At 64.2% G+C, this 23,658-nt stretch carries 19 protein-coding genes; 13 read left to right on the plus strand and 6 right to left on the minus strand.

The features are described 5' to 3' along the window. Positions 1-76 precede the first annotated feature (76 nt). The 3 genes from ABX298_RS24495 to ABX298_RS24505 all read left to right on the plus strand — a co-directional run bounded on the left by ABX298_RS24495 (position 77) and on the right by ABX298_RS24505 (position 2,458). On the plus strand, positions 77-616 hold the full coding sequence (locus ABX298_RS24495; protein ID WP_367393763.1) for a gluconokinase: 540 nt from the start codon (positions 77-79) through the stop codon (positions 614-616). Positions 617-727: 111 nt separating this feature from the next. After that, positions 728-2,080 carry a GntP family permease gene (locus tag ABX298_RS24500; RefSeq protein ID WP_015270532.1) on the plus strand — a complete coding sequence of 451 codons (1,353 nt, stop codon included), beginning with the start codon at positions 728-730 and terminating at the stop codon, positions 2,078-2,080. Positions 2,081-2,164: 84 nt separating this feature from the next. Next, complete coding sequence (locus ABX298_RS24505; RefSeq protein WP_013972806.1) at positions 2,165-2,458, plus strand: hypothetical protein; 294 nt, start codon at positions 2,165-2,167, stop codon at positions 2,456-2,458. A gap of 170 nt (positions 2,459-2,628) precedes the next feature. Here ABX298_RS24505 and ABX298_RS24510 read toward each other — a convergent pair whose 3' ends face one another. The 4 genes from ABX298_RS24510 to ABX298_RS24525 form a co-directional block, all read right to left on the minus strand. Further along, complete coding sequence (locus ABX298_RS24510) at positions 2,629-4,056, minus strand: sigma-54 dependent transcriptional regulator (protein ID WP_317410186.1); 1,428 nt, start codon at positions 4,054-4,056, stop codon at positions 2,629-2,631. Beyond that, on the minus strand, positions 4,025-5,518 hold the full coding sequence (locus ABX298_RS24515) for a sensor histidine kinase (RefSeq protein WP_367393764.1): 1,494 nt from the start codon (positions 5,516-5,518) through the stop codon (positions 4,025-4,027). Before ABX298_RS24515 ends, ABX298_RS24510 begins: the two co-directional genes overlap by 32 nt. 297 nt (positions 5,519-5,815) lie before the next feature. Then, on the minus strand, positions 5,816-7,276 hold the full coding sequence (locus ABX298_RS24520) for a HAMP domain-containing sensor histidine kinase (RefSeq protein ID WP_075045348.1): 1,461 nt from the start codon (positions 7,274-7,276) through the stop codon (positions 5,816-5,818). A 271-nt stretch (positions 7,277-7,547) separates the two neighbouring features. Beyond that, complete coding sequence (locus ABX298_RS24525; RefSeq protein ID WP_367393765.1) at positions 7,548-8,132, minus strand: lytic transglycosylase domain-containing protein; 585 nt, start codon at positions 8,130-8,132, stop codon at positions 7,548-7,550. Positions 8,133-8,317: 185 nt separating this feature from the next. Here ABX298_RS24525 and gspG point away from each other — a divergent pair, with 185 nt between their 5' ends. Both gspG and ABX298_RS24535 read left to right on the plus strand, forming a co-directional pair. Then, on the plus strand, positions 8,318-8,743 hold the full coding sequence (gspG, locus tag ABX298_RS24530) for a type II secretion system major pseudopilin GspG (RefSeq protein ID WP_025339317.1): 426 nt from the start codon (positions 8,318-8,320) through the stop codon (positions 8,741-8,743). A gap of 11 nt (positions 8,744-8,754) precedes the next feature. After that, positions 8,755-9,945 carry a type II secretion system F family protein gene (locus tag ABX298_RS24535; RefSeq protein ID WP_367393766.1) on the plus strand — a complete coding sequence of 397 codons (1,191 nt, stop codon included), beginning with the start codon at positions 8,755-8,757 and terminating at the stop codon, positions 9,943-9,945. On the opposite strand, the gene ABX298_RS24540 is transcribed toward ABX298_RS24535, so the two are convergent. Both ABX298_RS24540 and ABX298_RS24545 read right to left on the minus strand, forming a co-directional pair. Then, entirely contained in the window at positions 9,939-11,246 is a 1,308-nt protein-coding gene (locus tag ABX298_RS24540; RefSeq protein ID WP_025339319.1) for an LLM class flavin-dependent oxidoreductase, read from the minus strand. The genes ABX298_RS24535 and ABX298_RS24540 overlap by 7 nt on opposite strands. 139 nt (positions 11,247-11,385) lie before the next feature. Next, a complete protein-coding gene (locus ABX298_RS24545; protein ID WP_367393767.1) occupies positions 11,386-12,321 on the minus strand; it encodes an ABC transporter substrate-binding protein in 936 nt (311 codons plus the stop codon). 215 nt (positions 12,322-12,536) lie between these two features. Here ABX298_RS24545 and ABX298_RS24550 point away from each other — a divergent pair, with 215 nt between their 5' ends. From ABX298_RS24550 to ABX298_RS24585, 8 genes are all read left to right on the plus strand, one after another. Then, entirely contained in the window at positions 12,537-13,145 is a 609-nt protein-coding gene (locus ABX298_RS24550) for a cysteine dioxygenase (RefSeq protein WP_367393768.1), read from the plus strand. Then, positions 13,142-14,728, plus strand: a complete 1,587-nt coding sequence (locus tag ABX298_RS24555; RefSeq protein WP_367393769.1) for a rhodanese-related sulfurtransferase — start codon at positions 13,142-13,144, stop codon at positions 14,726-14,728. Before ABX298_RS24550 ends, ABX298_RS24555 begins: the two co-directional genes overlap by 4 nt. Positions 14,729-14,979: 251 nt before the next feature. Further along, on the plus strand, positions 14,980-16,221 hold the full coding sequence (gene mexE / locus ABX298_RS24560) for a multidrug efflux RND transporter periplasmic adaptor subunit MexE (RefSeq protein WP_025339323.1): 1,242 nt from the start codon (positions 14,980-14,982) through the stop codon (positions 16,219-16,221). A 12-nt stretch (positions 16,222-16,233) separates the two neighbouring features. After that, positions 16,234-19,413, plus strand: coding sequence for an efflux RND transporter permease subunit (locus ABX298_RS24565; protein WP_025339324.1), 3,180 nt, complete (start codon positions 16,234-16,236; stop codon positions 19,411-19,413). Next, positions 19,410-20,825 carry an efflux transporter outer membrane subunit gene (locus tag ABX298_RS24570; protein WP_025339325.1) on the plus strand — a complete coding sequence of 472 codons (1,416 nt, stop codon included), beginning with the start codon at positions 19,410-19,412 and terminating at the stop codon, positions 20,823-20,825. Before ABX298_RS24565 ends, ABX298_RS24570 begins: the two co-directional genes overlap by 4 nt. Positions 20,826-21,604: 779 nt before the next feature. After that, complete coding sequence (locus tag ABX298_RS24575) at positions 21,605-21,829, plus strand: type II toxin-antitoxin system RelE/ParE family toxin (RefSeq protein ID WP_367393770.1); 225 nt, start codon at positions 21,605-21,607, stop codon at positions 21,827-21,829. A gap of 13 nt (positions 21,830-21,842) precedes the next feature. Next, on the plus strand, positions 21,843-22,127 hold the full coding sequence (locus tag ABX298_RS24580; RefSeq protein ID WP_003260206.1) for a helix-turn-helix domain-containing protein: 285 nt from the start codon (positions 21,843-21,845) through the stop codon (positions 22,125-22,127). 416 nt (positions 22,128-22,543) lie between these two features. Then, complete coding sequence (locus tag ABX298_RS24585) at positions 22,544-23,599, plus strand: tetratricopeptide repeat protein (RefSeq protein WP_367393771.1); 1,056 nt, start codon at positions 22,544-22,546, stop codon at positions 23,597-23,599. Positions 23,600-23,658 lie beyond the last annotated feature (59 nt).

The following is a 23,658-nucleotide window of genomic DNA, read 5'->3' on the forward strand; positions in this document are numbered from 1 at the left end:
GACAAGATCAATAACACCGGGGACGTGACTGTTCGTCGACGACGAGACAGCGCTATCTCACCCGCAGGAGGTACTGATGAATTCTCCCCTGTCCGCCATCGTGGTGATGGGCGTGGCCGGTTGCGGCAAAAGCTGCATCGGCGCTGCCATCGCCGCCCGAAGCGGCGGCCGCCTGATCGAAGGCGACGCTTTCCACCCTGCCGAAAACATCCGCAAGATGAGCGCTGGCATCCCCCTGGACGACAGCGACCGTGCCGGCTGGCTGGTGCGTCTCGGTCAGGAGCTGCAAGCCACGACCCAGGCCGGGGAACGTCCGATCCTGACCTGTTCGGCCCTCAAGCGCCGCTATCGCGACTCCCTGCGCGATGCCATGCCCGGGCTGGTGTTCGTGTTCCTCGAGCTGTCACCCGCCGAGGCGGAAAAACGCGTGCTGGCCCGCCCAGGGCATTTCATGCCGGCGAGCCTCATCGAAAGCCAGTTCGCTGCCCTCGAGGCGCCACACGGCGAACCCCTGACTATCGCGCTTGACGCCACCCAGCCCATCGAAGCGCTTGCCGAAACGGTGGACAGCTGGCTAAAGGGCCGCGGTGAGCCGGGCCTGGCACAAACCGCCTGACCGTGGCGGCTTTCCCGGCCCACCCAAGACAGCGCTACCCTGCCCCATAAGCGCAAGCAAAGTTACAAAAAAGCTACGCCAAAACAACGATAAGACCGAGGCCTTCAAACCATGTTCGGACTGGCTACTGATACCTTCCTGCTGCTCGACGCGCTGGTTACCATCGTCGGGCTGATCCTGCTGATCACCCACTTCAAAGTCCACCCCTTCGTCGCCCTGACCATCGCGGCCGGCTTCCTTGGCCTGACCTCCGGCATGCCGGTGGCCAAGGTCATGAAATCGTTCCAGGACGGTTTTGGCGGCGTGCTGGGCTTCGTCGGCATCGTGCTTGCCCTGGGCACCATGCTTGGCAAGCTGATGGCCGACTCCGGGGGGGCCGACCAGATCGCGCAAACCCTCATACGTGCCTTCGGCAAGAAGAACGTGCACTGGGCGATGATGTTCGCCGCCTTCCTGGTGGGCATTCCGCTGTTCTTCGAAATCGGCTTCGTGCTGCTGATTCCGCTGGTGTTCATCGTCGCCCGGCGTTCCGGCGTGTCGCTGATCAAGATCGGCATTCCACTGCTGGCCGGCCTGTCGGTGGTGCACGGCCTGGTGCCCCCGCACCCGGGCCCGCTGCTGGCAATCGGCATCTTCCATGCCGACATCGGCAAGACCATCTTCTATGGCCTGATCGTGGCGCTGCCTACCGCCATCATCGCCGGCCCGCTGTTCGGTAACTTCATTTCCCGCTACATCCCGGGCACCCCGTCCCAGGAGCTGATGGACCAGATCGCCAAGGAGTCCGACCAGGGCAACCTGCCAAGCTTCACCATCACCCTGGTCACCGTGCTGCTGCCGGTGGTGCTGATGCTGCTGAAGACCTTCGCCGACGTGGTGCTGCCCGCCGAGCACATCGTGCGTCAGTGGATGGACCTGATCGGCCACCCCATCACCGCCCTGCTCGCTGCCCTGCTGCTGGCCTTCTACACCTTCGGCTCGGCCCGTGGCTTCAACCGCCAGCAGATCATGAAGATGCTCGACCAGAGCCTGGCACCAACCGCGGCGATCGTGCTGATCGTGGGTGCCGGCGGCGGCTTCAAGCAGATGCTGGTAGACACCGGCGTGGGCAACGTGATCGGGCAGATGGCCGTGCAGGCGGAGATTTCGCCGATCATGCTGGCCTGGCTGGTAGCGGCGGTAATCCGCATTGCCACCGGTTCCGCGACGGTCGCCACCATCACCGGCGCGGGCATCGTCGCACCGGTGATCGACCTGGTGCCTGGGGTCAACCGTGAGCTGCTGGTGCTGGCCACCGGCGCCGGCTCGCTGATCCTGTCCCATGTCAACGACGCCGGTTTCTGGCTGGTGAAGCAGTACTTCAACATGACCGTGGCGGAAACCTTCAAGACCTGGAGCATGATGGAGACCATCTTGTCGATCGTCGGCATCATCTTCATCATGTTGCTGTCGCTGGTGGTGTAACCGTTGATCGGGGTAATGGCACCTTGAAGCTTCGGGTAGGGCCGAACGGAAGTATCAGCCCTACCCGAAGCAAAGGAGCCTGCCATGCCCCGCTCAAGCATCCTGCTGATTGCCCTGCTCGCCGCGCCATTGGCCATAGCTGCCGGCACCGGCCCCACCTACCCCGACGACCCGCACAACCCGGCGCCCAAGCCGGGCGCGGACAGCACCCTCAACCCGATCGAAAAGCCCATGCCGCGGGACACCGACCCACGCATAAAAGGCAACGACCCGGACAGCCCGCCCGCTGAACAGAATGACAACCGGGATTTGCCGGGGATGGATGGCAGTGGCTCGGAAGGTACCGGGCGGCAGGGAGCAGCCGATAATCAGCGTTGATCAATGCCCCTGAATGCAACTGTCTTGCTCAAATTCCAAAAGTTGCCGCAATCCCTGTAGGAGCGGCTTTAGCCGCGAAGAATCCAACGCGGTGCATGGCACCGGCTGCGCCGGTGTTCGCGGCTAAAGCCGCTCCCACAGGGGCCCCTGTACGGCCCATTATCCGATGCTCACCACTGGCGCTTGTCCGGCCTGGTCAGCCCCAGTTTCTCGATCCGGTAACGCAGCATGTCCCGCGACAACCCGAGCATGCGCGCCGACTTGGTCACGTTCCAGTCCGTGCGGTCCAGGGTCTTGCACACCAGGTCGCGCTCCATGTCCGGCAGGCTGGTGCCGGGCTCGGGTTCGTGCCGGGGCATTTCGAACACCGCAGGCGCCGCCTGTTGCACCAGCGGCTCGTCGATCAGGGTCATGCACAGGTTGAGCTGATGCGCCTGCACCACCTCGTTCGGTGCCAGCAGCACGGTCTGCTCCAGCATGTTGCGCAGTTCGCGCACATTGCCTGGCCAGCTGTAACCGAGCATCAGGTTTTCCGCCTCGGCGGAAAAACGCAGGTTCGACTTGCCATAACGCCGGCCATGATGGGCCAGGAAATGCCGCGCCAGCAGCAGCACGTCCTGCCCGCGGGCATACAGGCGCGGTACCTTCAGGGCGATGATGCGCAGGCGGAAGAACAGGTCGCGGCGGAACTTGCCCTGCTGCACCATCTGCTCCAGGTTGCAGTTGGTAGCGCTGATCACCCGCAGGTCGACCTTGCGCTCCTTCACCGCGCCGATCCGGCGGATACTGCGGTCTTCCAGCAACTTGAGCAGCTTGGCCTGCAGCACCAGGTCCATCTCGCCAATCTCGTCGAGGAACAAGGTGCCGCCATCGGCAGCCTCCACCAGGCCCACCCGGCGCTCCTTGGCATCGGTAAAGGCGCCCTTCTCGTGGCCGAACAGCTCGGCCTCCAGCAGGTTGGCCGGGATCGAGGCACAGTTGAACTCGATGAACGGCCCCTTGCTGCGCGAACCATCGAAATGCAGGGCGCGGGCCACCAGCTCCTTGCCGGTACCGGTCTCGCCTTCGATCAGCACCGGTGGCAAGTCGTCGCTGGCCATGCGCCGCTCGGCATCCAGCACCTGGCGCAGGGTGTGCTTGAGGGTGAGCATCGTCGGTGATTCGCCGATCAACGCCTGCAACCCGGACTTCTGCGCCTCGCGCTCCTGGTAGAACGACAACGTGCGCTCCATGCGTTCGGCAGCCAGCGCCTTGTCCAGGGTCAGCTTGAGCTCGGCCAGCACCACCGGCTTGGTCAGGTAATGGAAGGCGCCCTCCTTCATTGCCTGCACGGCATCTTCGACATTGCCGTAGCCGGTCATCATGATCACTTTCAGGTCCGGCACCTGCGCCACCAAGGTACGCAGCAGGTCGTGCCCGCTCATGCCCGGCAGCGAGTTGTCGGTCAGCACCGCATCGGGCTGGCCCCGCTTGATCTGCTCCAGCGCCAGTTCCGCGCTGTGGCACACGGTGACCTCGAAGCCCTTGAGGCTGAGGTAGGTGCGAATATTGTCGGCGAGAATTTCATCATCCTCGACTACCAGGATGCTGTGCTCCATGGTCCCCTCCCGCTGCGATATTGAATGTGAGGCTGACGCGGGTTCCTTCCTCTTCGCGGCTGCTCAGGCTGACCGAGCCGCCAAAACGTTCCATGATGCGTTTGACCAGGGCCAGGCCTACGCCGAGGCCGCCCTGCTTGGTCGTGTAGAACGGCTTGAACACCATCCGTTCCTGCTGTTGGCTCATGCCCTTGCCGGTATCGCTGAGGACGAACTCGGCACGCTGCCCATCCTGCACATTGACCTGGGCACGCAGCATGCCGCCTTCGGGCATGGCTTCCAGGGCATTGGAGAACAGGGTGTTGAGAATTTGCGTAAGCTGTAGCGGCTGGCTGGCCACCCATTGTGACCGGGGGCCTTCGTAGCAGAAGTGCACACCGTTGCGTTCGATCTGCTGGGCGAAGGCCAGGTGGGTGTCCTCGATGGCCGTGACCAGGTCCACGGCCTCGGCGTCTTCACTGGTCGGGCGCAGCGACACCAGCAAGTCACGCACCCAGCGCGACATGCGGTCGACCTGGCTGATGATGTCGGTGATGTTCTTCTGCGCCGCGGGGTTGGCGATTTCCTGGGCCAGTTCGGCGCTGGAGCGGATGTTGGCCAGCGGGTTGCGCAAGCTATGCGCCACCGCCGAGGACATCTCGCCCAGGGCCACATAGGTTTCACTGGCCACCAGCCGGTCCTGCTGCAAATGCAATAGCTGCGCCGCGCGGCGCACGATCCAGAACAGGCCGAAGTAGACCAGCGCCCCGCCCACCAGGGTCGAGGCCCAGATCAGCACATAGCCGCGCTGGATGCGCCGGACCAGGTCTTGCGGCTCCTTGTAGATCTCCACCATCGCCAGCACCTGCTCGCCCTGGCTGTCGAACAGCGGGATGTAGTTCTCGATGAACAGGTAACGCGGCTCACGCTGGAACTTCTGCTCTTCGCGGTCATCGTCGGCCTGGTGGTAGCTGGCCGACACCGCCTTGCGCGAGCGGAAGGCGCGGTCGAGGTCGCCATCGGCCTCGATGCGCTTGCCGATCAGCTCCCGGTTGGTCGACCAGACGATGGTACGGTCGCGTGCATAGACATTGGCCAGCAAGGTGTCCGGCAGGTGCTCGACATGGTCGAGGAACTCGACCCGGGTAGATTCAGCCAGGTCCGGGGTGAACTGCAGGTGCTGCTGATCCAGGCGCGGGTCAAGCAACTCGCCCATGGTGGTGCCCGGCGGCAACTGCGAATGGCGCACTTCGGCCTGGGCCATGGCCTGGATGAACTGTGCGGTGAGCATGGCATCGCGCTCGACGCTGTCGCGCACCACGAAACGCGTCGACACATAACCCAGCCCGCCTGCCACCGAGGCGATGATCAGCAGGCTGATGACCGAGAACCAGCGCAGCAGGTTGAATTCGCGCAATGGCACGGCCATACCGCTGGCGGTAGTACTGGCCTTGCCTGGCACTTCATTATCCAGCATCTGCATCGCGTGCTTCCCGCGCAGGGCGTCCGTTCAGAAATGCATCAAGGCGACGAACAGTAGCCAATTGATAGCACTCCACCCGTGCAGCCGCAGCTGCCATTTGTCGTGTGTTGCGCTCCGCCTGTCACGTTGCAAGAACCCAGCCAGCCACCCGGCTGATTTGATTAGTTCTCGATAATCAATAGGTTAATGAATTTTTCTAAATTCTCATGGAGGATAATCCCCCACATTTGGGGATTTTCACCCCAAAAAACACAAGTCCTTTATAAACAACAAGATACAAAGATTTATCAATGTAAATTATGAGGAACTGATCAGCCGGAAACTCAACGAAACCCGGGTGCCATGGCCTTCACTGCTGCTGAGCCGGACGCTGCCACCGAAGCGTTCCATGATGCGTTTCACCAACACCAGGCCCACGCCCAACCCACCCTGCTTGGTGGTGAAGAAAGGCCGGAAGGCCATGCGCTGCTGCTCTTCGTTCATGCCTTTGCCGTTGTCGGACAGGCGCAGGGTCAGGTTACGCCGGTCATGGCGCACCACCTCGACACGCAACCGCCCACCCTGCTCCATCGACTCCAGGGCGTTGGCAATCAGGCTGCTGAAAATCTGCCGCAGTAACACCGGGTGCCCCAGCACCTGCACCGCCGGTAACGGTTGCAGGTCCAGGCTCACGCCGCCACGCGCCAGCAGCACCGCGTAGGTCTGCAGGCTTTCCTGCAATGCCAGCGGCAAATCCACCGCCACTGCCTCATCGTTGAGCGGGCGCAATGACTGCAACATCTGGCGGATCCACTGCGACATGCGGTCGACCTGGCTGATGATGTCGTTGACATTGCGCTGCGCCGGGCCGTCGTCGAACGCCTGGGCCAGCTCGGCACTGGAACGGATGCTGGCCAGCGGGTTGCGCAGGCTGTGGGCTACCGCCGAGGACACCTCACCCAGTGCCACGTAGGTTTCGTTGCTGATCAGCCGTTTCTGCTGCACCGACAGCAGGCGCGCGGCGCGGTGCATGATGCCGTACAGGCCGACGTAGACCAGCCCGGCACCGACGGTGATCGCCAGCCAGATCAGGATCAGGCCATGCTCGATGCGCACGATCAGGTCGTGGGGCTCCTTGTAGATCTCGACCATCGCCGTGACCTGCTCGCCATCGGCATCGAACAGCGGAATGTAGTTCTCGATGAACAACTGCTCGGGTGGGATGACGAACTTCTGCTCGGCGCGGGCCTGTTCGAAGTTGTGGTAGCTGGCCGAGACTCGCATCTTGTATTCGAAGGCCTTCTCCAGATCCTGGTCGCCTTCGATCAGCTTGCCGACCAGCGCCGGGTTGCTGGACCAGATTACCGTACGGTCCGGGGCATAGATGTTGGCCAGCAGCATGTCGGGCAGGTGGGCGATGTGGTCGAGGAACTCGCCACGCGCCCTGCGCCGGGCGTCCGGGTCGACATCGAGCAGGTTGGCGCGGTCGATGCGCGGGTCGAGCAGCTCACCCATGGTGCGCACATTGGGGATCGACACATGGCGCACTTCGGCATCGGCGATGGAGGTAATGAATTGCGCGGTGAGCAAGGCATCGCGCTCGATGCTCTCGTCGATGATGAAACGGCTGGAAATCAACCCCAGCCCGACCGCTACCGAGAGGATGATGGCCAGGCTGACCCAGGCGTACCAGCGCAGCAGGTTGAACGGCTTGCGTGGGGTGGCCAGTTCGTTACCGGCGGGTACTTCAATAGCGTCGGAACGAGGGGCGATGTCCATGGCGGACTCCACAACTGGGCACCTTCAGAAGGTTATAGCCCAGAGTTGGGGAAACCATCGGGTCAGCTTGGTGGCATCCGCCGAAGGGTATTGTTTTGTTTCCCGTACTGAACGCACCTGCCTTGCAAAAATCCAGATGCTCACACGGTCCCTGTGGGAGCGGCTTTAGCCGCGAACACCGGCACAGCCGGTGCCATGCGCCGCGTTGGATTCTTCGCGGCTAAAGCCGCTCCCACAGGGGTCGCGCCAGCTTTGAAAGGGGCCACAGAGGCTAATCACCCGTCAACCCCTGCAACCGGCGGTACTCCCGCAGCACATTCGGTACATAGCGCCGGGTTTCGGCAAACGGCGGTACCGCACCACGGCGCAACACAGCTTCGGGGCCGGCGTTGTAGGCCGCCACGGCCAGGGTGATGTCATTGTCGAACAAGTTGAGCATGCGCTTGAGGTAGCGGGCCCCGCCCTGCACGTTGTCTTCCGGGTCCAGGCGGTTTTCCACGCCCATCTCGCGGGCGGTATCCGGCATCAGTTGCATCAGCCCCACCGCGCCCGCCGGTGAACGGGCCTTGGGGTTGTAGCCGGACTCGGCCTTGATCACCGCATGCAGCAACGCCGGGGGGACGTCGTGGGTGCGCGCCGCGGCGGCGACCAGCTTGGCGTAGGGGCGGCCGGTGATGAACTGCGCGTTGGCCGGGCCGGCCTGGGCCTGCGGCTCGCTGATCACCGTTTCATAGAGGCGCCCGGGTCGATGGACGTTGGTCAGTATGTAGCTGCCTTTGGCGTCGATGGAAATGTACACATCGGCCTGGGCAGCACCTGCCACCAGCCAGATCAAACCGAGAATGAGTCCACGCATGTCGGTCGCCTCTTCGTGGTACCCCCAAATTTGGGGGATATACCCCGGAAAACCCGAGGTCGATGACCACGACGCAAGCACTGTGCCGCTTTGCATACCGCATGGTGCAAGGCGCCAGCGCAGGCGTGCACGGCTGTTGCATGGAGCCTGCAAAAGCTTGTCCCCATGCAGCGGAGGGCTTCACCATGCAGCGCAGAACCAACCCTCAACGTGGCTTCACCCTGCTTGAACTCCTGGTGGTACTGGTGGTGCTCGGCCTGTTGGCCGGTATCGTCGCGCCCAAGTACTTCAGCCAGCTCGGCCGCTCCGAGGCCAAGGTGGCGCGGGCGCAGATAGAGGGGCTGAGCAAGGCCCTGGACCTGTACCGCCTCGAAGTCGGCCACTACCCCAGCAGTGAGCAAGGCCTGCAGGCCCTGGTGATCGCCCCCAGTGGCGAAGCGCGCTGGACCGGCCCGTACCTGCAGAAGGCCGTGCCGCAAGACCCGTGGGGCCGCGCGTACATCTACCGGCAACCCGGCGAGAACGGCGGCGAGTACGACCTGCTGTCGATGGGCAAGGACGGCCAGCCCGGTGGCGACGGGGAAAACGCCGAAATCACCAGTTGGCAGTAGGGAGAACCGCCATGCGCTACAGCCTCAAGGCCCTGGGCAGGCAGGGTGTGGTGCAGTTGCAGATCGACGCCGAGGACGCTGACCAGGCCCGCCGCCAGGCCGAGGACCAGGGCCTGCGCGTGCTCAGCCTGCGTGGCCACGGCAGCGCCTGGCGCGGCATGGCCTGGCGCCGCGAAGCAAGCTTTGACCTGGTGCTGTTCAGCCAGGAACTTTCAACCCTGCTCAACGCCGGCCTGCCGCTGATCGACGCGCTGGAGAGCCTGGCGGAAAAGGCCCCCGCAGCGGCAACGCGCAAAGTGCTAGCCGAACTGGTCCGCCAACTGTACGAAGGCCGCTCGCTGTCCCAGGCCCTGGGCCAGCAGCCACGGGTATTCCCGCCGCTGTACGTGGCGCTGGTGCAATCCAGCGAGCGTACCGGCGCGCTGGGCGACGCCCTCGCCCGCTACATCAGCTACCGCCAGCGCCTGGACCTGGTACGGCAGAAGCTGGTGGGCGCCTCGGTGTACCCGTTGCTGCTATTGCTGGTGGGTGGTGGCGTGGTGCTGTTCCTGCTTGGCTACGTGGTGCCGCGTTTCAGCCAGGTATTCGAGGGCATGGGCACCGAGTTGCCCTGGCTGTCTCGGCTGCTGATGCAGATCGGCCTGTTCCTGCATGCCCAGCAACTGCCACTGGCGTTGGGCATCCTCGGCGTGGTCATGGCGCTGTGGCTGCTGCGCCGCCAGCCACGGGTGCGGCGCTGGGCAACCTGCCAGCTGCGGCGCCTGCCGGCACTGCACCAACGCCTGATGATGTACGAACTGGCGCGCTTCTACCGCTCGTTGGGCATCCTGCTGCAAGGCGGTATCCCCATCCTCACCGCCATGGGCATGGCCCGCGGCCTGCTCGGCAGCGCGGCGGCCCAGGGCCTGGAGCACGCCAGCCAGCGGGTCGGCGAAGGGTTGCCGCTGTCCGACGCGCTGGAGGCCGGGCAACTGGTCACGCCGGTATCGCTGCGCCTGCTACGGGCCGGCGAGCAGTCCGGCAATCTGGGCGAGATGCTGGAGCGCTGCGCCGACTTCCATGACCAGGAAATCGGCCGCTGGGTGGAATGGTTCGTCAAACTGTTCGAACCACTGCTGATGACCTTCATCGGCCTGCTGATCGGCCTGATCGTTATCCTGATGTACATGCCGATCTTCGAACTGGCCTCGAGCATTCACTGAATGGCCAGGCCCAGGCTTTCGCGCAGGGTGGTGCCCTCGTAGGCGGTGCGGTATACCCCGCGTTCCTGCAGCAGCGGCACCACTTGCTCGGTAAAGCGGCGGAACTGCCCGGGGTGGCCGATATAGATGTTGAAGCCATCCAGGGCCCGCGCCTCGAACCACTCGGCCATTCTGGCCGCTACCGTTGCCGGCGAACCGACGAACGCCCCCGGCCGCAACTGGCGGCCGAACTCCACCGCCTGGCGCAAGCTCAAGCCCTGCTCCCGTGCCTGGTCGGCAATGCGCCTGGCGTTGGTGAAGAAGCTGCTGCGCGCATGCTCCAGGCTTTCTTGCGGGAATGGCGCATCGAGGTCGTACTGGCTGAAGTCGTGCCAGCCGAAGTTGCGCCCGAACTCCTTGAGCGCCAGCTCGAAGCTGTGGTCCTGCTGGTGGTAATGGCGCTCGATCTCGCGGGCGTGTTCGTCGGTGTCGCCGACATAGATCTCGGCCCCGGGCAATACCAGCAACTGCTCGGGGTCACGCCCCAGCCGCGCGGCGCGGCCCTTCACATCACGGTAGAACGCCTGGCCCTGCTCGATGCTGGCGGCGTGGGTGAAGATAACATCCGCGGTGGCGGCCCCAAGGTCACGCCCCTGCTGCGAATCGCCGGCCTGGAAGATGACCGGCTGGCCCTGTGGCGAGCGCTGGATGTTCAACGGCCCCACCACCGAGAAGTGCTCGCCCTTGTGGTTCAGGGCATGCATCCGGCTGGGGTCGAGGAACTGCCCGGTGGCCCGGTTGCGCGGGAAGGCGCCGTCTTCATAGGAGCGCCACAGGCCCTGCACCACCGCGACGTGCTCCTGGGCGCGGGCATAGCGGGTGTCGTAGTCGTAGTGCTCGTCACGGCCATAGTTGCCGGCGGTGCCGGCGTCGCCACTGGTGACCACGTTCCAGCCGGCGCGGCCCTTGCTGATCAGGTCCAGCGAGGCAAGGCGGCGGGCGACGTTGAAGGGTTCGTTGTAGGAAGTGGTCAGGGTGCCGACCAGGCCGATGTGGCGTGTGCTTACCGCCAGCGCCGAGAGCAGGGTCAGCGGCTCCAGGCGGTTGAGGTAATGGGACGGCGAGCCGGGGGTGATGTACTGGCTGTCGACGATGAACATCAGGTCGAACAACGCCGCCTCGGCCTGGCGGGCGATGTCGATGTACCAGTCGATATTGACGCTGGCGTCGGCAGGCAGCTCCGGGTCGAGCCACAGGTTGTGCCGGCCAGGGCCGCCGCAGCCCATGGTCAGGGCGCCAAGCTTGATCTTGCGGGTGGTCATGGGTATTCCTCGGAAATGGTGGTGGCTGTGCCGGCCTCTTCGCGGGTAAACCCGCTCCCACAGGAATTGCGCAGTATTCGAGTGCTGCACTGCCCCTGTGGGAGCGGGTTCACCCGCGAAAGGGCCGGTACAGGCGTAATCAGTGCTCGAACGCCGCCGCGAACGAGGTATCGAACAGGCTGGCCGCCGGGTAGGCCTTGATCAGCCCCAGCCCGGCAAAGAAGTCCACGGTCTTCTGCGCCTCCACGATCACCTGCGGGTTCAGTGCCGTCACATCGGTACGCGCCCTGGCAAACCAGGCCCGGGCGATGTCGCGGTCGGCACGGGTGCGCTTGGCCCAGGCATCGGCATACGCCTCGGTGTGGGCGGGGTCGCTCAGGGTCCAGTCACGGGCCTTCTTCAGGCGCTGGAGAAAATCACTGATCTGCGCCCGCTTGGCCTCCACCGCCTTGGCATTGGCCACCACGAAACTCTGGGCCGGGATCAACCCATCGGCCGTGGCCAGCACCCGCGCGCCTTGGCGCTCCTGCTGGGTGACATAGGGTTCCCAGGTGGCGATCACGTCCACCGAACCGCCATCCAGGGCATGCGACGCATCCAGGGCGCTGAGGTAGCGAAGCTCCAGGGCGTCACGCGGCACAGCAGCCTTGTCCAGCGCGCTGAACAGCAGTTGCTGGCTCCAGGAACCCTTCCAGATCGCCGCACGCTTGCCACGCAGGTCTTCGAGGCGGTGAATGTTCGAGTCCTTGCGTGCCAGGATGGCCACGCCCTCCAGGTTCTGCCGGCTGACCGCAATCACCTTGATCGGCGCACCCAGCGCACCGAGGAACAACGGCGGCGCATCGCCCAGCAGGCCGATGTCCAGGCTGCCCACGTTCAGCGCCTCGGCCACCGGCGAGCCGGCGGTGAACTGCTTCCATTCCAGGGTATAGGGCAGGTCGTCGAGCACGCCGGCCGCTTCCATCACGGCGCGGGCATTGAAGCTCTGGTCGCCAACCACCAGGGTTTGCGCGGCGGCCGCCAGGCTGAGGGAGCTGGCCAGCACACCGGCGGCCAATTGCTTGAGGTATCGCACGTTCGTCTCCAGGTACCGTCGAGGTACATAAGGCCGATCCGCGCGTGCGGTCTCGTGGGGTAATCGCGGGGCTTGCTGTTCGTTGCGCCCATTTCAAAACAGATCAGCCAAGCTGTAAATGCATTTTTTGCATATTAGCTTATGAATATTTTTACTTTTAAGAATACTCACCGCATTTGCTAGGGTTTAACCAAACCGTCAGCCGAGCCTGAACCATGAGCCAACCCCTGCGCCTTGAGCGCCTGCGCCACTTCATCGACGCACTTTCGCAACTGCTGGACCTGGAAACCGACGAAGCCACCCTCCTCGACCAGGGCCAGGGCCTGCTGCGCAGCCTGGTCGCCCATGACGACTGGCTGCCCGAGGCGCTGGCGCAGCCGGACCCGGCCCGTTACCAGCAATACCTGCTGCATTGCGATTCGCGCCAGCGCTTTTCCATCGTCAGTTTCGTCTGGGGGCCAGGCCAGCAGACGCCGATCCACGACCACCGGGTGTGGGGACTGATTGGCATGTTGCGTGGCGCCGAATACTCGCAAGGCTTTGTCCGTAGCGAGCACGGTACGTTGCTGCCGGCAGGCGAGCCGGTGCGCATCGACCCCGGCCACGTGGAAGCCGTATCGCCGCGCATCGGTGATATCCACCAGGTCAGCAACGCCTTCGCCGACCAGGTGTCGATCAGCATTCACGTGTATGGCGCCAACATCGGCGCCGTCAGCCGTGCCGTGTACCTGCCCGACGGCAGCGAGAAACCGTTCATTTCCGGCTATTCCAACACCCTTCTGCCCAATATCTGGGACCTGTCCAAAGAGAACCCTGCCCCATGAGTACCGTAGCCACCCGCGCCTTCCACGACATTCGTCGGGCATTGCTGGCCCATGAAGAACTGGCGCTGATCGATGTACGCGAGGAAGACCCGTTCGCCCAGGCACACCCGTTGTTCGCCGCCAACATTCCGTTGTCGAAACTGGAGCTGGAGGTGTTTGCCCGGGTCCCCCGGCGCGACACCGCCATCACCCTGTATGACGACGGCGAAGGCCTGGCGGCCCAGGCCGGCCAGCGTCTGACGGCACTGGGCTACAGCGATGTGGCACTGCTCGAAGGTGGCCTGGCCGGCTGGCGCGCAGCAGGCGGCGAACTGTTCCGCGACGTCAACGTACCAAGCAAGGCCTTTGGCGAACTGGTGGAAAGCGTGCGCCACACCCCATCGCTGGCAGCCGAACAGGTGCAAGCGCTGCTGGATGCCAAGGCCGATGTGGTGGTGCTCGATGCCCGCCGCTTCGACGAATACCAGACCATGAGCATCCCGGGTGGCATCAGCGTCCCGGGTGCCGAACTGGTGCTGCGGGTGGCCGAGCTGGCGCCCGACCCTGCCACCCAGGTGATTGTCAATTGCGCCGGGCGCACCCGCAGCATCATCGGCACCCAGTCGCTGGTCAACGCCGGCATCCCCAACCCGGTGGCCGCCCTGCGCAACGGCACCATTGGCTGGACCCTGGCCGGGCAAACCCTGGCCCACGGCCAGCAACGGCGTTTCGGCGAGGTTACCGACAGCACCCGTGCCGATGCCGCACAGCGCGCGCGCAGCGTGGCCGACCGCGCCGGCGTGGCCCGCCTGGAACCCGAAGGCCTGGCCGCCTGGCAGGCTGATACCAGCCGCACCACCTACCTGTTCGACGTACGCACGCCCGAGGAATACGCCCAGGGCCACCTGCCGGCCAGCCGCAGCGTGCCGGGCGGGCAGCTGGTGCAGGAAACCGACCATGTCGCCAGCGTACGCGGGGCGCGCATCGTGCTGGTGGACGATGACGGCGTGCGGGCCAACATGAGCGCTTCGTGGCTGGCGCAGATGGGCTGGCAGGTGGCAGTGCTGGACGGTTTGTCAGCGGCAGACTTCAGTGCAGCCGGCGAGTGGCAGGCGCCGCAGCCGGCGTTGCCGGCGGTGACCGAAGTCGGTGTCGAGCAACTGGATGACTGGCTGCAAGCGCCAGGCACCGTGCTGCTGGACTTCACCAGCAGTGCCAACTATGTGAAACGGCACATTCCAGGTGCCTGCTGGGCGATCCGCGCGCAGTTGCCACAGGTGCTGGAGCGCTTGCCGGTAGCCGAGCGCTATGTGCTGACCTGCGGCAGCAGCCTGCTGGCGCGCTTTGCGGCGCTGGACTTGCAGGCACTGACGCAAACCCCGGTGTACGTGCTGGACGGTGGCACGGCGCGCTGGATTGCGGCGGGCAAGGCGCTGGAGAGCGGCGAAACGCGCTTGGCCGTGGCGCGTACCGACCGTTATCGCCGGCCTTATGAAGGGACGGACAACCCGCACGAAGCGATGCAGGGGTATCTGGACTGGGAGTTCGGCTTGATTGCCCAGCTGGAGCGCGATGGCACCCATGGGTTCCGCGTATCGAGCTGAGATTGCCGGGGGCGCGTTGCGCCCCTTTCGCGACACAAGGCCGCTCCTACAGGGGAACGCGTAAGCTGTAGGAGCGGCCTTGTGTCGCGATGGGCTGCAACGCAGCCCCAGAAATCCCAACCATGCCGCAAATCGATGAACGACCCACACATATCATTCATCGTGATAATAACCTTCGCCCCGTTCGATTCGTGCATCACGCGCAAGACACTCACACTCCGCCCACTACTAATACATTGGCGGAGTTCTCCATGGAACAATCACTCAAACCCTTGCGCTTCCCCCTCGCTGCCCTGGCAGTGGTGGTGATCAGCGCTTGCGGTCGAACCCCCGACGCCGTGCAGGCTCCCGCCGCGCCGAAGGTCAGTGTGGCCAAGGTGATCGAGCAACCGATCAACGAATGGGACGAGTTCACCGGCCGCCTCGAAGCCCCGGAAACCGTCGAGGTTCGCCCGCGGGTCTCCGGCCAGATCGACCTGGTGGCCTTCACTGAAGGCGCCCAGGTCAAGAAAGGCGACCTGCTGTTCCAGATCGACCCACGCCCGTTCCAGGCAGACGTCCGCCGCCTCGAAGCCCAGCTACAGCAAGCCAAGGCCACCGCCATCCGCAGCGCCAACGAAGCCCGCCGTGGCGAACGCCTGCGTGACAGCAACGCCATTTCCGCAGAACTGGCCGAATCGCGTAGCAGCGCCGCCGCCGAAGCCCGCGCCGGGGTCGACGCGATCCAGGCCCAGCTCGACCTGGCACGCCTGAACCTCAGCTTCACCCGTGTCACCGCGCCCATCAGCGGCCGCGTCAGCCGCGCCCAGTTCACCGCCGGCAACATCGTTACCGCCGATGTCACCCCGCTGACCAGCGTGGTCTCCACCGACAAGGTCTACGCCTACTTCGACGCCGACGAGCGCGTGTACCTCAAGTACACCCAGCTGGCCCGCGAAGGCCAGCGCGGCCAGAGCACCCCGGTGTACCTGGGCCTGACCAACGAAACCGGCAACCCGCACCTGGGCCAGATGAACTTCGTCGACAACCAGGTCAACCCGCGCACCGGCACCATCCGTGGCCGTGCCGTGTTCGACAACAGCGACGGCCAGTTCACCCCAGGCCTGTATGCACGCCTGAAGCTGGTGGGCAGCGCCCAGTACCAGGCCGTGCTGATCAACGACGAAGCCGTGGGCACCGACCTTGGCAAGAAGTTCGTGCTGGTCATGGACAAGGACAACAAGGCCGCCTACCGCGCCGTGGAGCTGGGGCCGAAGCTGGAAGGCCTGCGCATCGTGCGCAGCGGCCTGGGCAAGGACGACCGCATCGTGGTCAAGGGCCTGCAGCGCGTACGCCCTGGCTCACCGGTCACCCCGGAAGAGACACCGATGGCCAGCGAACAGACCCTCGCCGCCCTCGCCCAGCAGCGCCAGGCCCTGGAGGCCAGCAACCCGGCGCCGAAGGTGGCGGGCAACAACGTGAAAGTCGCCAGCGCCCAGGCGCCACGCGGTTAAGGGACCACACCGATGAACTTCTCGAAATTCTTCATTACCCGGCCAATCTTCGCCGCGGTGCTGTCGCTGGTGCTGCTGATCGCGGGTTCGATCTCGCTGTTCCAGCTGCCGATCAGCGAATACCCCGAAGTGGTGCCGCCCACCGTGGTGGTGCGCGCCAACTTCCCCGGCGCCAACCCCAAGGTCATCGGCGAAACCGTCGCCGCGCCACTGGAGCAGGCGATTACCGGCGTGGAGAACATGCTGTACATGTCCTCCCAGTCCACCGCTGACGGCAAGCTGACGCTGACCATCACCTTCGCCCTGGGCACCGACCTGGACAACGCCCAGGTGCAGGTGCAGAACCGCGTCACCCGTACCCAGCCCAAGCTGCCAGAGGAAGTGACCCGCATCGGTATCACCGTCGACAAGGCCTCGCCCGACCTGACCATGGTCGTGCACCTGACCTCGCCGGACAACCGCTACGACATGCTCTACCTGTCCAACTACGCCATCCTCAACATCAAGGACGAGCTGGCGCGCCTGGGCGGCGTGGGCGATGTGCAGCTGTTCGGCATGGGCGACTACTCGCTGCGCGTGTGGCTGGACCCGAACAAGACCGCTTCGCGCAACCTCACCGCCAGTGATGTGGTGGCTGCGATCCGCGAACAGAACCGCCAGGTGGCCGCCGGCCAGCTGGGCGCACCACCCGCCCCGGGTTCGACCAGCTTCCAGCTGTCGATCAACACCCAGGGTCGCCTGGTCAATGAGGAAGAGTTCGAGAACATCATCATCCGCGCCGGTGCCGATGGCGAAATCACCCGCCTGAAGGACATCGCCCGGGTCGAACTCGGCTCCAGCCAGTACGCCCTGCGTTCGCTGCTGAATAACCAGCCGGCGGTGGCCATCCCGATCTTCCAGCGCCCAGGCTCCAACGCCATCGAGATCTCCGACGAAGTGCGGGCGAAGATGGCCGAGCTGAAGAAGGACTTCCCCGAGGGCATGGACTACAGCATCGTCTATGACCCGACCGTGTTCGTCCGTGGTTCCATCGAAGCCGTGGTGCACACCCTGTTCGAAGCGCTGGTGCTGGTGGTACTGGTCGTCATCCTGTTCCTGCAGACCTGGCGTGCCTCGATCATCCCGCTGATGGCCGTGCCGGTATCGCTGATCGGTACCTTCGCCGTGATGCACCTGTTCGGCTTCTCGCTCAACGCGCTGTCATTGTTCGGCCTGGTCCTGGCCATCGGTATCGTGGTGGACGACGCCATCGTCGTGGTGGAAAACGTCGAACGCAACATCGGCCTGGGCCTGAAACCGCTGGAGGCCACGCAAAAGGCCATGGGCGAAGTGACCGGGCCGATCATCGCCACCGCCCTGGTGCTGTGCGCCGTGTTCGTGCCTGCCGCGTTCATTTCCGGCCTGACCGGGCAGTTCTACAAACAGTTCGCCCTGACCATCGCCATTTCCACGGTGATCTCGGCATTCAACTCGCTGACCCTGTCGCCGGCCCTGGCTGCCGTGCTGCTGAAGGACCACCATGCGCCCAAGGACCGTTTCTCGCGGTTCCTGGAAAAACTGCTGGGCAGCTGGCTGTTCGCCCCGTTCAACCGCTTCTTCGACCGCGCTTCCAACCGCTACGTCGGCGGCGTGCGTCGGGTCATCCGCTCCAGCGGCATCGCCCTGTTCGTGTATGCCGGCCTGATGGGCCTGACCTACCTGGGCTTCTCGTCCACCCCGACCGGTTTCGTGCCGGCCCAGGACAAGCAGTACCTGGTGGCGTTCGCCCAGCTGCCTGACGCGGCCAGCCTCGACCGCACCGAAGCGGTGATCAAGCGCATGAGCGAAATCGCCCTGAAGCAGCCTGGCGTGGCCGACTCGGTAGCCTTCCCGGGCCTGTCGATCAACGGTTTCACCAACAGCCCGAACAGCGGCATCGTGTTCACCCCGCTCAAGCCGTTCGACGAGCGCAAGGACCCGAGCCAGTCGGCGGCGGCCATCGCTGCTGCACTGAATGCCCAGTTCGCCGACATCCAGGACGCCTACATCGCGATCTTCCCGCCACCGCCGGTACAAGGCCTGGGCACCATCGGCGGCTTCCGCCTGCAGATCGAAGACCGTGGCAACCTGGGCTACGAGGCGCTGTACAAGGAAACCCAGAACATCATCGCCAAGAGCCACAACGTGCCGGAACTGGCGGGCCTGTTCACCAGCTACCAGGTCAACGTGCCGCAGGTCGATGCCGCCATCGACCGGGAAAAGGCCAAGACCCACGGCGTGGCGATCACCGACATCTTCGACACCCTGCAGGTCTACCTGGGCTCGCTGTACACCAACGACTTCAACCGCTTTGGCCGTACCTACCAGGTCAACGTCCAGGCCGAGCAGCAGTTCCGCCTCGATGCCGAGCAGATCGGCCAGCTGAAGGTGCGCAACAACCTCGGCGAGATGATCCCGCTGGCGACCTTCCTCAAGGTCAGCGACACCTCCGGGCCTGACCGGGTGATGCACTACAACGGTTTCATCACCGCCGAGATCAACGGCGCCGCGGCACCGGGCTACAGCTCCGGCCAAGCCGAAGCTGCAATCGAGAAGCTGCTGAAAGAGGAACTGCCCAACGGCATGACCTTCGAGTGGACCGACCTGACCTACCAGCAGATCCTCTCGGGCAACACTGCGCTGTTCGTGTTCCCGCTGTGCGTACTGCTGGCCTTCCTGGTGCTTGCCGCCCAGTACGAAAGCTGGAGCCTGCCGCTGGCGGTGATCCTGATCGTGCCGATGACCCTGCTGTCGGCCATCACCGGGGTGATCGTGTCGGGTGGTGACAACAACATCTTCACCCAGATCGGCCTGATCGTACTGGTGGGCCTGGCGTGCAAGAACGCGATCCTGATCGTCGAGTTCGCCAAGGACGAACAGGCCAAGGGGCTCGACCCGCTGGCAGCGGTACTGGAAGCCTGCCGCCTGCGCCTGCGGCCGATCCTGATGACCTCGATCGCCTTCATCATGGGTGTGGTTCCACTGGTCTTCAGCTCCGGTGCAGGTTCTGAAATGCGCCATGCCATGGGTGTGGCGGTGTTCTCGGGGATGATCGGCGTGACCGTGTTCGGCTTGTTCCTGACCCCGGTGTTCTTCTTCCTGATTCGCCGTTTCGTCGAGCGTCGCCAGGCCCGCAAGGCCGAACGCGCCCACTCGCTGGAGAGCCATGCATGAACCTGCTCAAACCCTTGACCCCGAGCCTGCTGGCGCTGGCCCTGGCGGCCTGTGCGGTAGGCCCGGACTACCAGGCGCCGGCCACCGAGCCTGCGCAGCTGGCCAGCGATGTACAGGCCAAGGCCTACGACCGTAGCCGTTTCGAGAGCCTGTGGTGGAAGCAGTTCGACGACCCGGTGTTGAACCAGCTGGTGCAGGCTTCGCTGGATGGCAACCGTGACCTGCGCGTGGCCTTCGCCCGCCTGAAGTCGGCCCGTTCGATCCGTGAAGACGCCGAGAACGATCAGTTCCCGGTGGTCACCAGCCGCGCCAGCAGCGACCTCGGCAAGGGCCAGATCCCCGGCCAGACCACGCAACGGGTGAACAGCGAACGCTACGACCTGGGCCTGGACATGGCCTGGGAGCTTGACCTGTTCGGCCGCATCCAGCGCCAGATCGAAGCCAGCGAAGCCCAGGAAGCGGTAGCCGCGGCCGACCTGCAGCAGCTGCAGGTCAGCCTGATCGCCGAGCTGGTCGATGCCTACGGCCAGCTGCGCGGCGCGCAGTTACGCGAGAAGATCGCCCTGGCCAACCTCAAGACCCAGCAGGAATCGCGGGCCATCACCGAAACCCTGCGCGATGCCGGCGTGGGCAACGACCTTGACGTGGTGCGGGCCGACGCACGCCTGGCCGGGGTCGAAGCCACCGTTCCGCAACTGCAGGCGGAACAGGCGCGGGCCCGGCATCGCATCGCCACCCTGCTCGGCCAGCGCCCCGAGGCGCTCAGCGTCGACCTGTCGCCCAAGGCCCTGCCGGCCATCGCCAAGGCGCTACCGGTGGGTGACCCGGGTGAACTGCTGCGCCGCCGCCCGGACATCCGCAGCGCCGAACGCCAGCTGGCGGCTGCCACCGCCAACGTCGGCGTGGCCACGGCCGACCTGTTCCCCCGCGTCAGCCTCAGCGGCTTCCTCGGCTTTACTGCTGCCCGTGGCTCGCAGATCGGCTCCTCGGCAGCCAATGCCTGGGCGCTGGGCCCGAGCATCACCTGGGCCGCCTTCGACCTGGGCAGCGTGCGTGCCCGCCTGCGCGGTGCCAAGGCCGATGCCGAAGGGGCACTGGCCAACTATGAACAGCAGGTGTTGCTGGCCCTGGAAGAATCGGCCAATGCCTTCAGCGACTACGACAAGACCCAGCAGCGGCTGCTGTCGCTGATGCGCCAGAGCGACGCCAGCCGCAAGGCGGCGGAACTGGCCTCGATTCGTTATCGCGAGGGTACGGTGGACTACCTGGTGCTGCTCGATGCCGAGCGTGAGCGGCTGAGCGCTGAAGATGCGCAGGCCCAGGGCGAGGTCGAGCTGTACCGCGGCATCGTCTCCATCTACAAGGCCCTGGGCGGCGGCTGGCAACCGGAGACTGTAGCCAGCGCGCGCTGATACACCCGTTTCAACGACTCCTTTGGTTGGCTCCTCCCCCAACCGTTTGCCCCGCAGGCCTTGGTCTGCGGGGCTTTTTTATGCTGATTGAGGGTGTGTGCAGGGGTGCATGCCTCTGAATCTTCAGCGCCTATGAGATCGAGCGCCGCCCGCGCGGCGCATCGCCGGCAAGCCAGCTCCCACAGGTCCACCGCTTTTGAGACCTGTGGTTCACCTGTGGAAGCTGGCTTGTGCATGCCTTGAAGTTGGTGCGAACCATGTAGGAGCTGGCTTGCTGGCGATCGAGGGCAAAGCCCTCGCCTAGGTTCTAGAGCTGTAAGACATTGCCGAACCAGAAACCAAATGCTTCAGTTCGAACGCCCTGTCGAATTATCCTACAGCACCTGTCGGAAGGTGCTGTCTTGGCTGGGAAGCACACCAGGTTTAATGTCCTCGGCTCGCCTTTTCAGGTGAGTTGCCTCACTTCTGTTGCCCATTCCTTTCTGTTTTAGTCGGTGTCGATAATGGACATTTACAGGCTTGATGTTATATCGGTATCGATATAATTTGTGTGCAGGCTCCTGGAATCTGTGCATTTCCATGTACGCCAGAAAGGTGCAGCGGCATGACCAAACACACGGGTGAGGCATGAGGCGCAAGCGCAGCTGGCGATTGGAGCGATGGCGAAGGGGTATGCGGCATGTGGGACGGTCAGAAGCCTATCGAATGGGTAGGCGGCAGCAAGGATGATGCGCAGGTTTCCACCAGTGGCGAGGCAGCGGGCTGGGTATCAGCTGGACTTGATCCAGTCCGGTGAAGAACCTACCGACTGGAAGTCGATGGAGAATGTGGGGCGGGGTGTGCGGGAGATCCGCATCAAGTGTAAAGACGGTGCTTTTCGCGTGTTCTATGTTGTGAACCGCCCGGAAGCTGTCTATGTCCTGCATGCATTCCGCAAGACAACTGAAAAGACGGATAAGCGCGATATTGATGTGGCGAAAGCCCGTTTCAAGTCGCTGGACTGAGAGGTGATCAACAATGGCGAATGAACGCTCGGCATCTGTATGGGACGCGTTGGCTGATACGCCAGAAGAGGCCGACAACCTTAGGCTGCGCTCGCAGTTGATGCGGATTTTGGTCAAGACGGTGCGTGCCTGGGATCTACCTCAGAAGGATGCGGCGCGTCGGCTACATGTCACTCAACCGCGCTTGAGTGAGCTGTTGAATGGGAAGATTGACAAGTTTTCCCTGGATGCCTTGGTAAATCTGCTGGCCAATGCCGATCTGGAAGTGGATTTCACGGTGAAGGAAAAGCTCGCCTGAATCGGTGGCTGGACCATGAAGGCCAGGCCTTGCCGTTTTCAACCCGCACCGAACTGAGGCGAACGAGGATCGATTCTCTACTAATGCGGAAAATAAATTTCTAAAGACAGTTGCTCCCACATCTGTTTCGGGCCAGTTACTCCTGGCTCCTGCGCACTCGCACCCTGGGTGCATGTCTGGAGAATGCAGAAGAGCAGCAGCGCTACCTTCGATATCGTGTCGTACAAACAAGGGGTCGCGCGCGCCAGGCACAGAAGAGACTGGCCCGAAACAAATGTGGGAGCTGGCTTGCCGGCGATGCGCCGCGCGGGCGGCGCTCGGTCTCACAGGCGCAGAAAATGTCGAGACAGGCACCTGGTTGCATTTACCCCCCAGCTAGCCCAAGCTCTGCCCTTCCCGCCGCCACGGATCGTCCGATGCCCAGACGCAACCGCTACCTGATCGCCCTGCTGTTGTTGATCCTGGTATCGGCCCTGTTCGGCTACCTGTGGCGCGACGCCCCACCAGCCCCGCCAACCCTGCCCGCGCACAGCTACGACAAGGCCCTGCGCCAGGCCCATGAGGGCCAACCCGGCGCTGCACGGGTGCTGTACCAACAATTGCAGCGCACCGACCTACCGCCCATCCGCCGAGCGGCCTTGTATGCCGAACTGCCCAACTACCCTTCGCCCCAGGCATTGAAACTCGCCCGCCAGGACCTGGAACATGCCGACCCGCTGGTGCGCCGTGCAGCCATTGCCGGCATCCGCCGCCTGCTGCCAGCGGCGCAGCGCAGCCTGGTACTCGGCCCGCTACTGGATGACGACGAGCAAAGCGTACGCTTTGCCGCGGTAGATGCCCTGCTCGGCCTTGCCCCGGATGACATCGGCCTGTATTTCGGCCCGCTGCAGGTTGCCCTGGAGCAATACCAGCAGGCCCTGGAGCAACAACCCGAAGACGCAGACGCCCAGGTCCACCTGGCGCGCCTGTACCTGCACGAAAACGACTACACCCTGGCCGCCACAGCCCTGCAACGGGCCCTGACGGTAGCGCCAGGCAACCTCGATGCACTGGCGACCCAGGTACGCCTGCTGGAACGCCAGGGCCATCACGACGCCTCGCGTCAGGTACTGGGCAAAGCCCTGGCGCTGAGCCCCGACTCGGCCTTTCTGCAGTATGAACTGGGGCTCTGGCTGAACCGCCACGAGCAGCGCGAATACGCCTTGCTGGCCTTGTCACGCGCGGTCGAGCTGGACCCGGACAACGCCGACTACCGCTATACACTGGCGGTCACCCTGCATGAACTGGAACAACTCGACGCCGCGCAAAAGCAACTGGAAACCGTGCTCAGCCGCCAGCCGGCCAATCGCCGGGCACGGGTGTTGCTGATCCAGTACTGGAAGGAAACCGGCCAGTTGCAGAACGTGCAGGTACTGCTGGCCGAACTGGAGCGGCAGAACCCGGACGACCCCGTGCTGCAACAGGGTCTGTAGGCAACGTCCGAAAATTTGTTGAACCCTGGGGCTGTGCCCAAGGTCCAGTGGATATCAGA

The sequence above is a fragment of the Pseudomonas sp. X4 genome, from assembly GCF_040784925.1.
GTDB lineage: Bacteria > Pseudomonadota > Gammaproteobacteria > Pseudomonadales > Pseudomonadaceae > Aquipseudomonas > Aquipseudomonas putida_Z.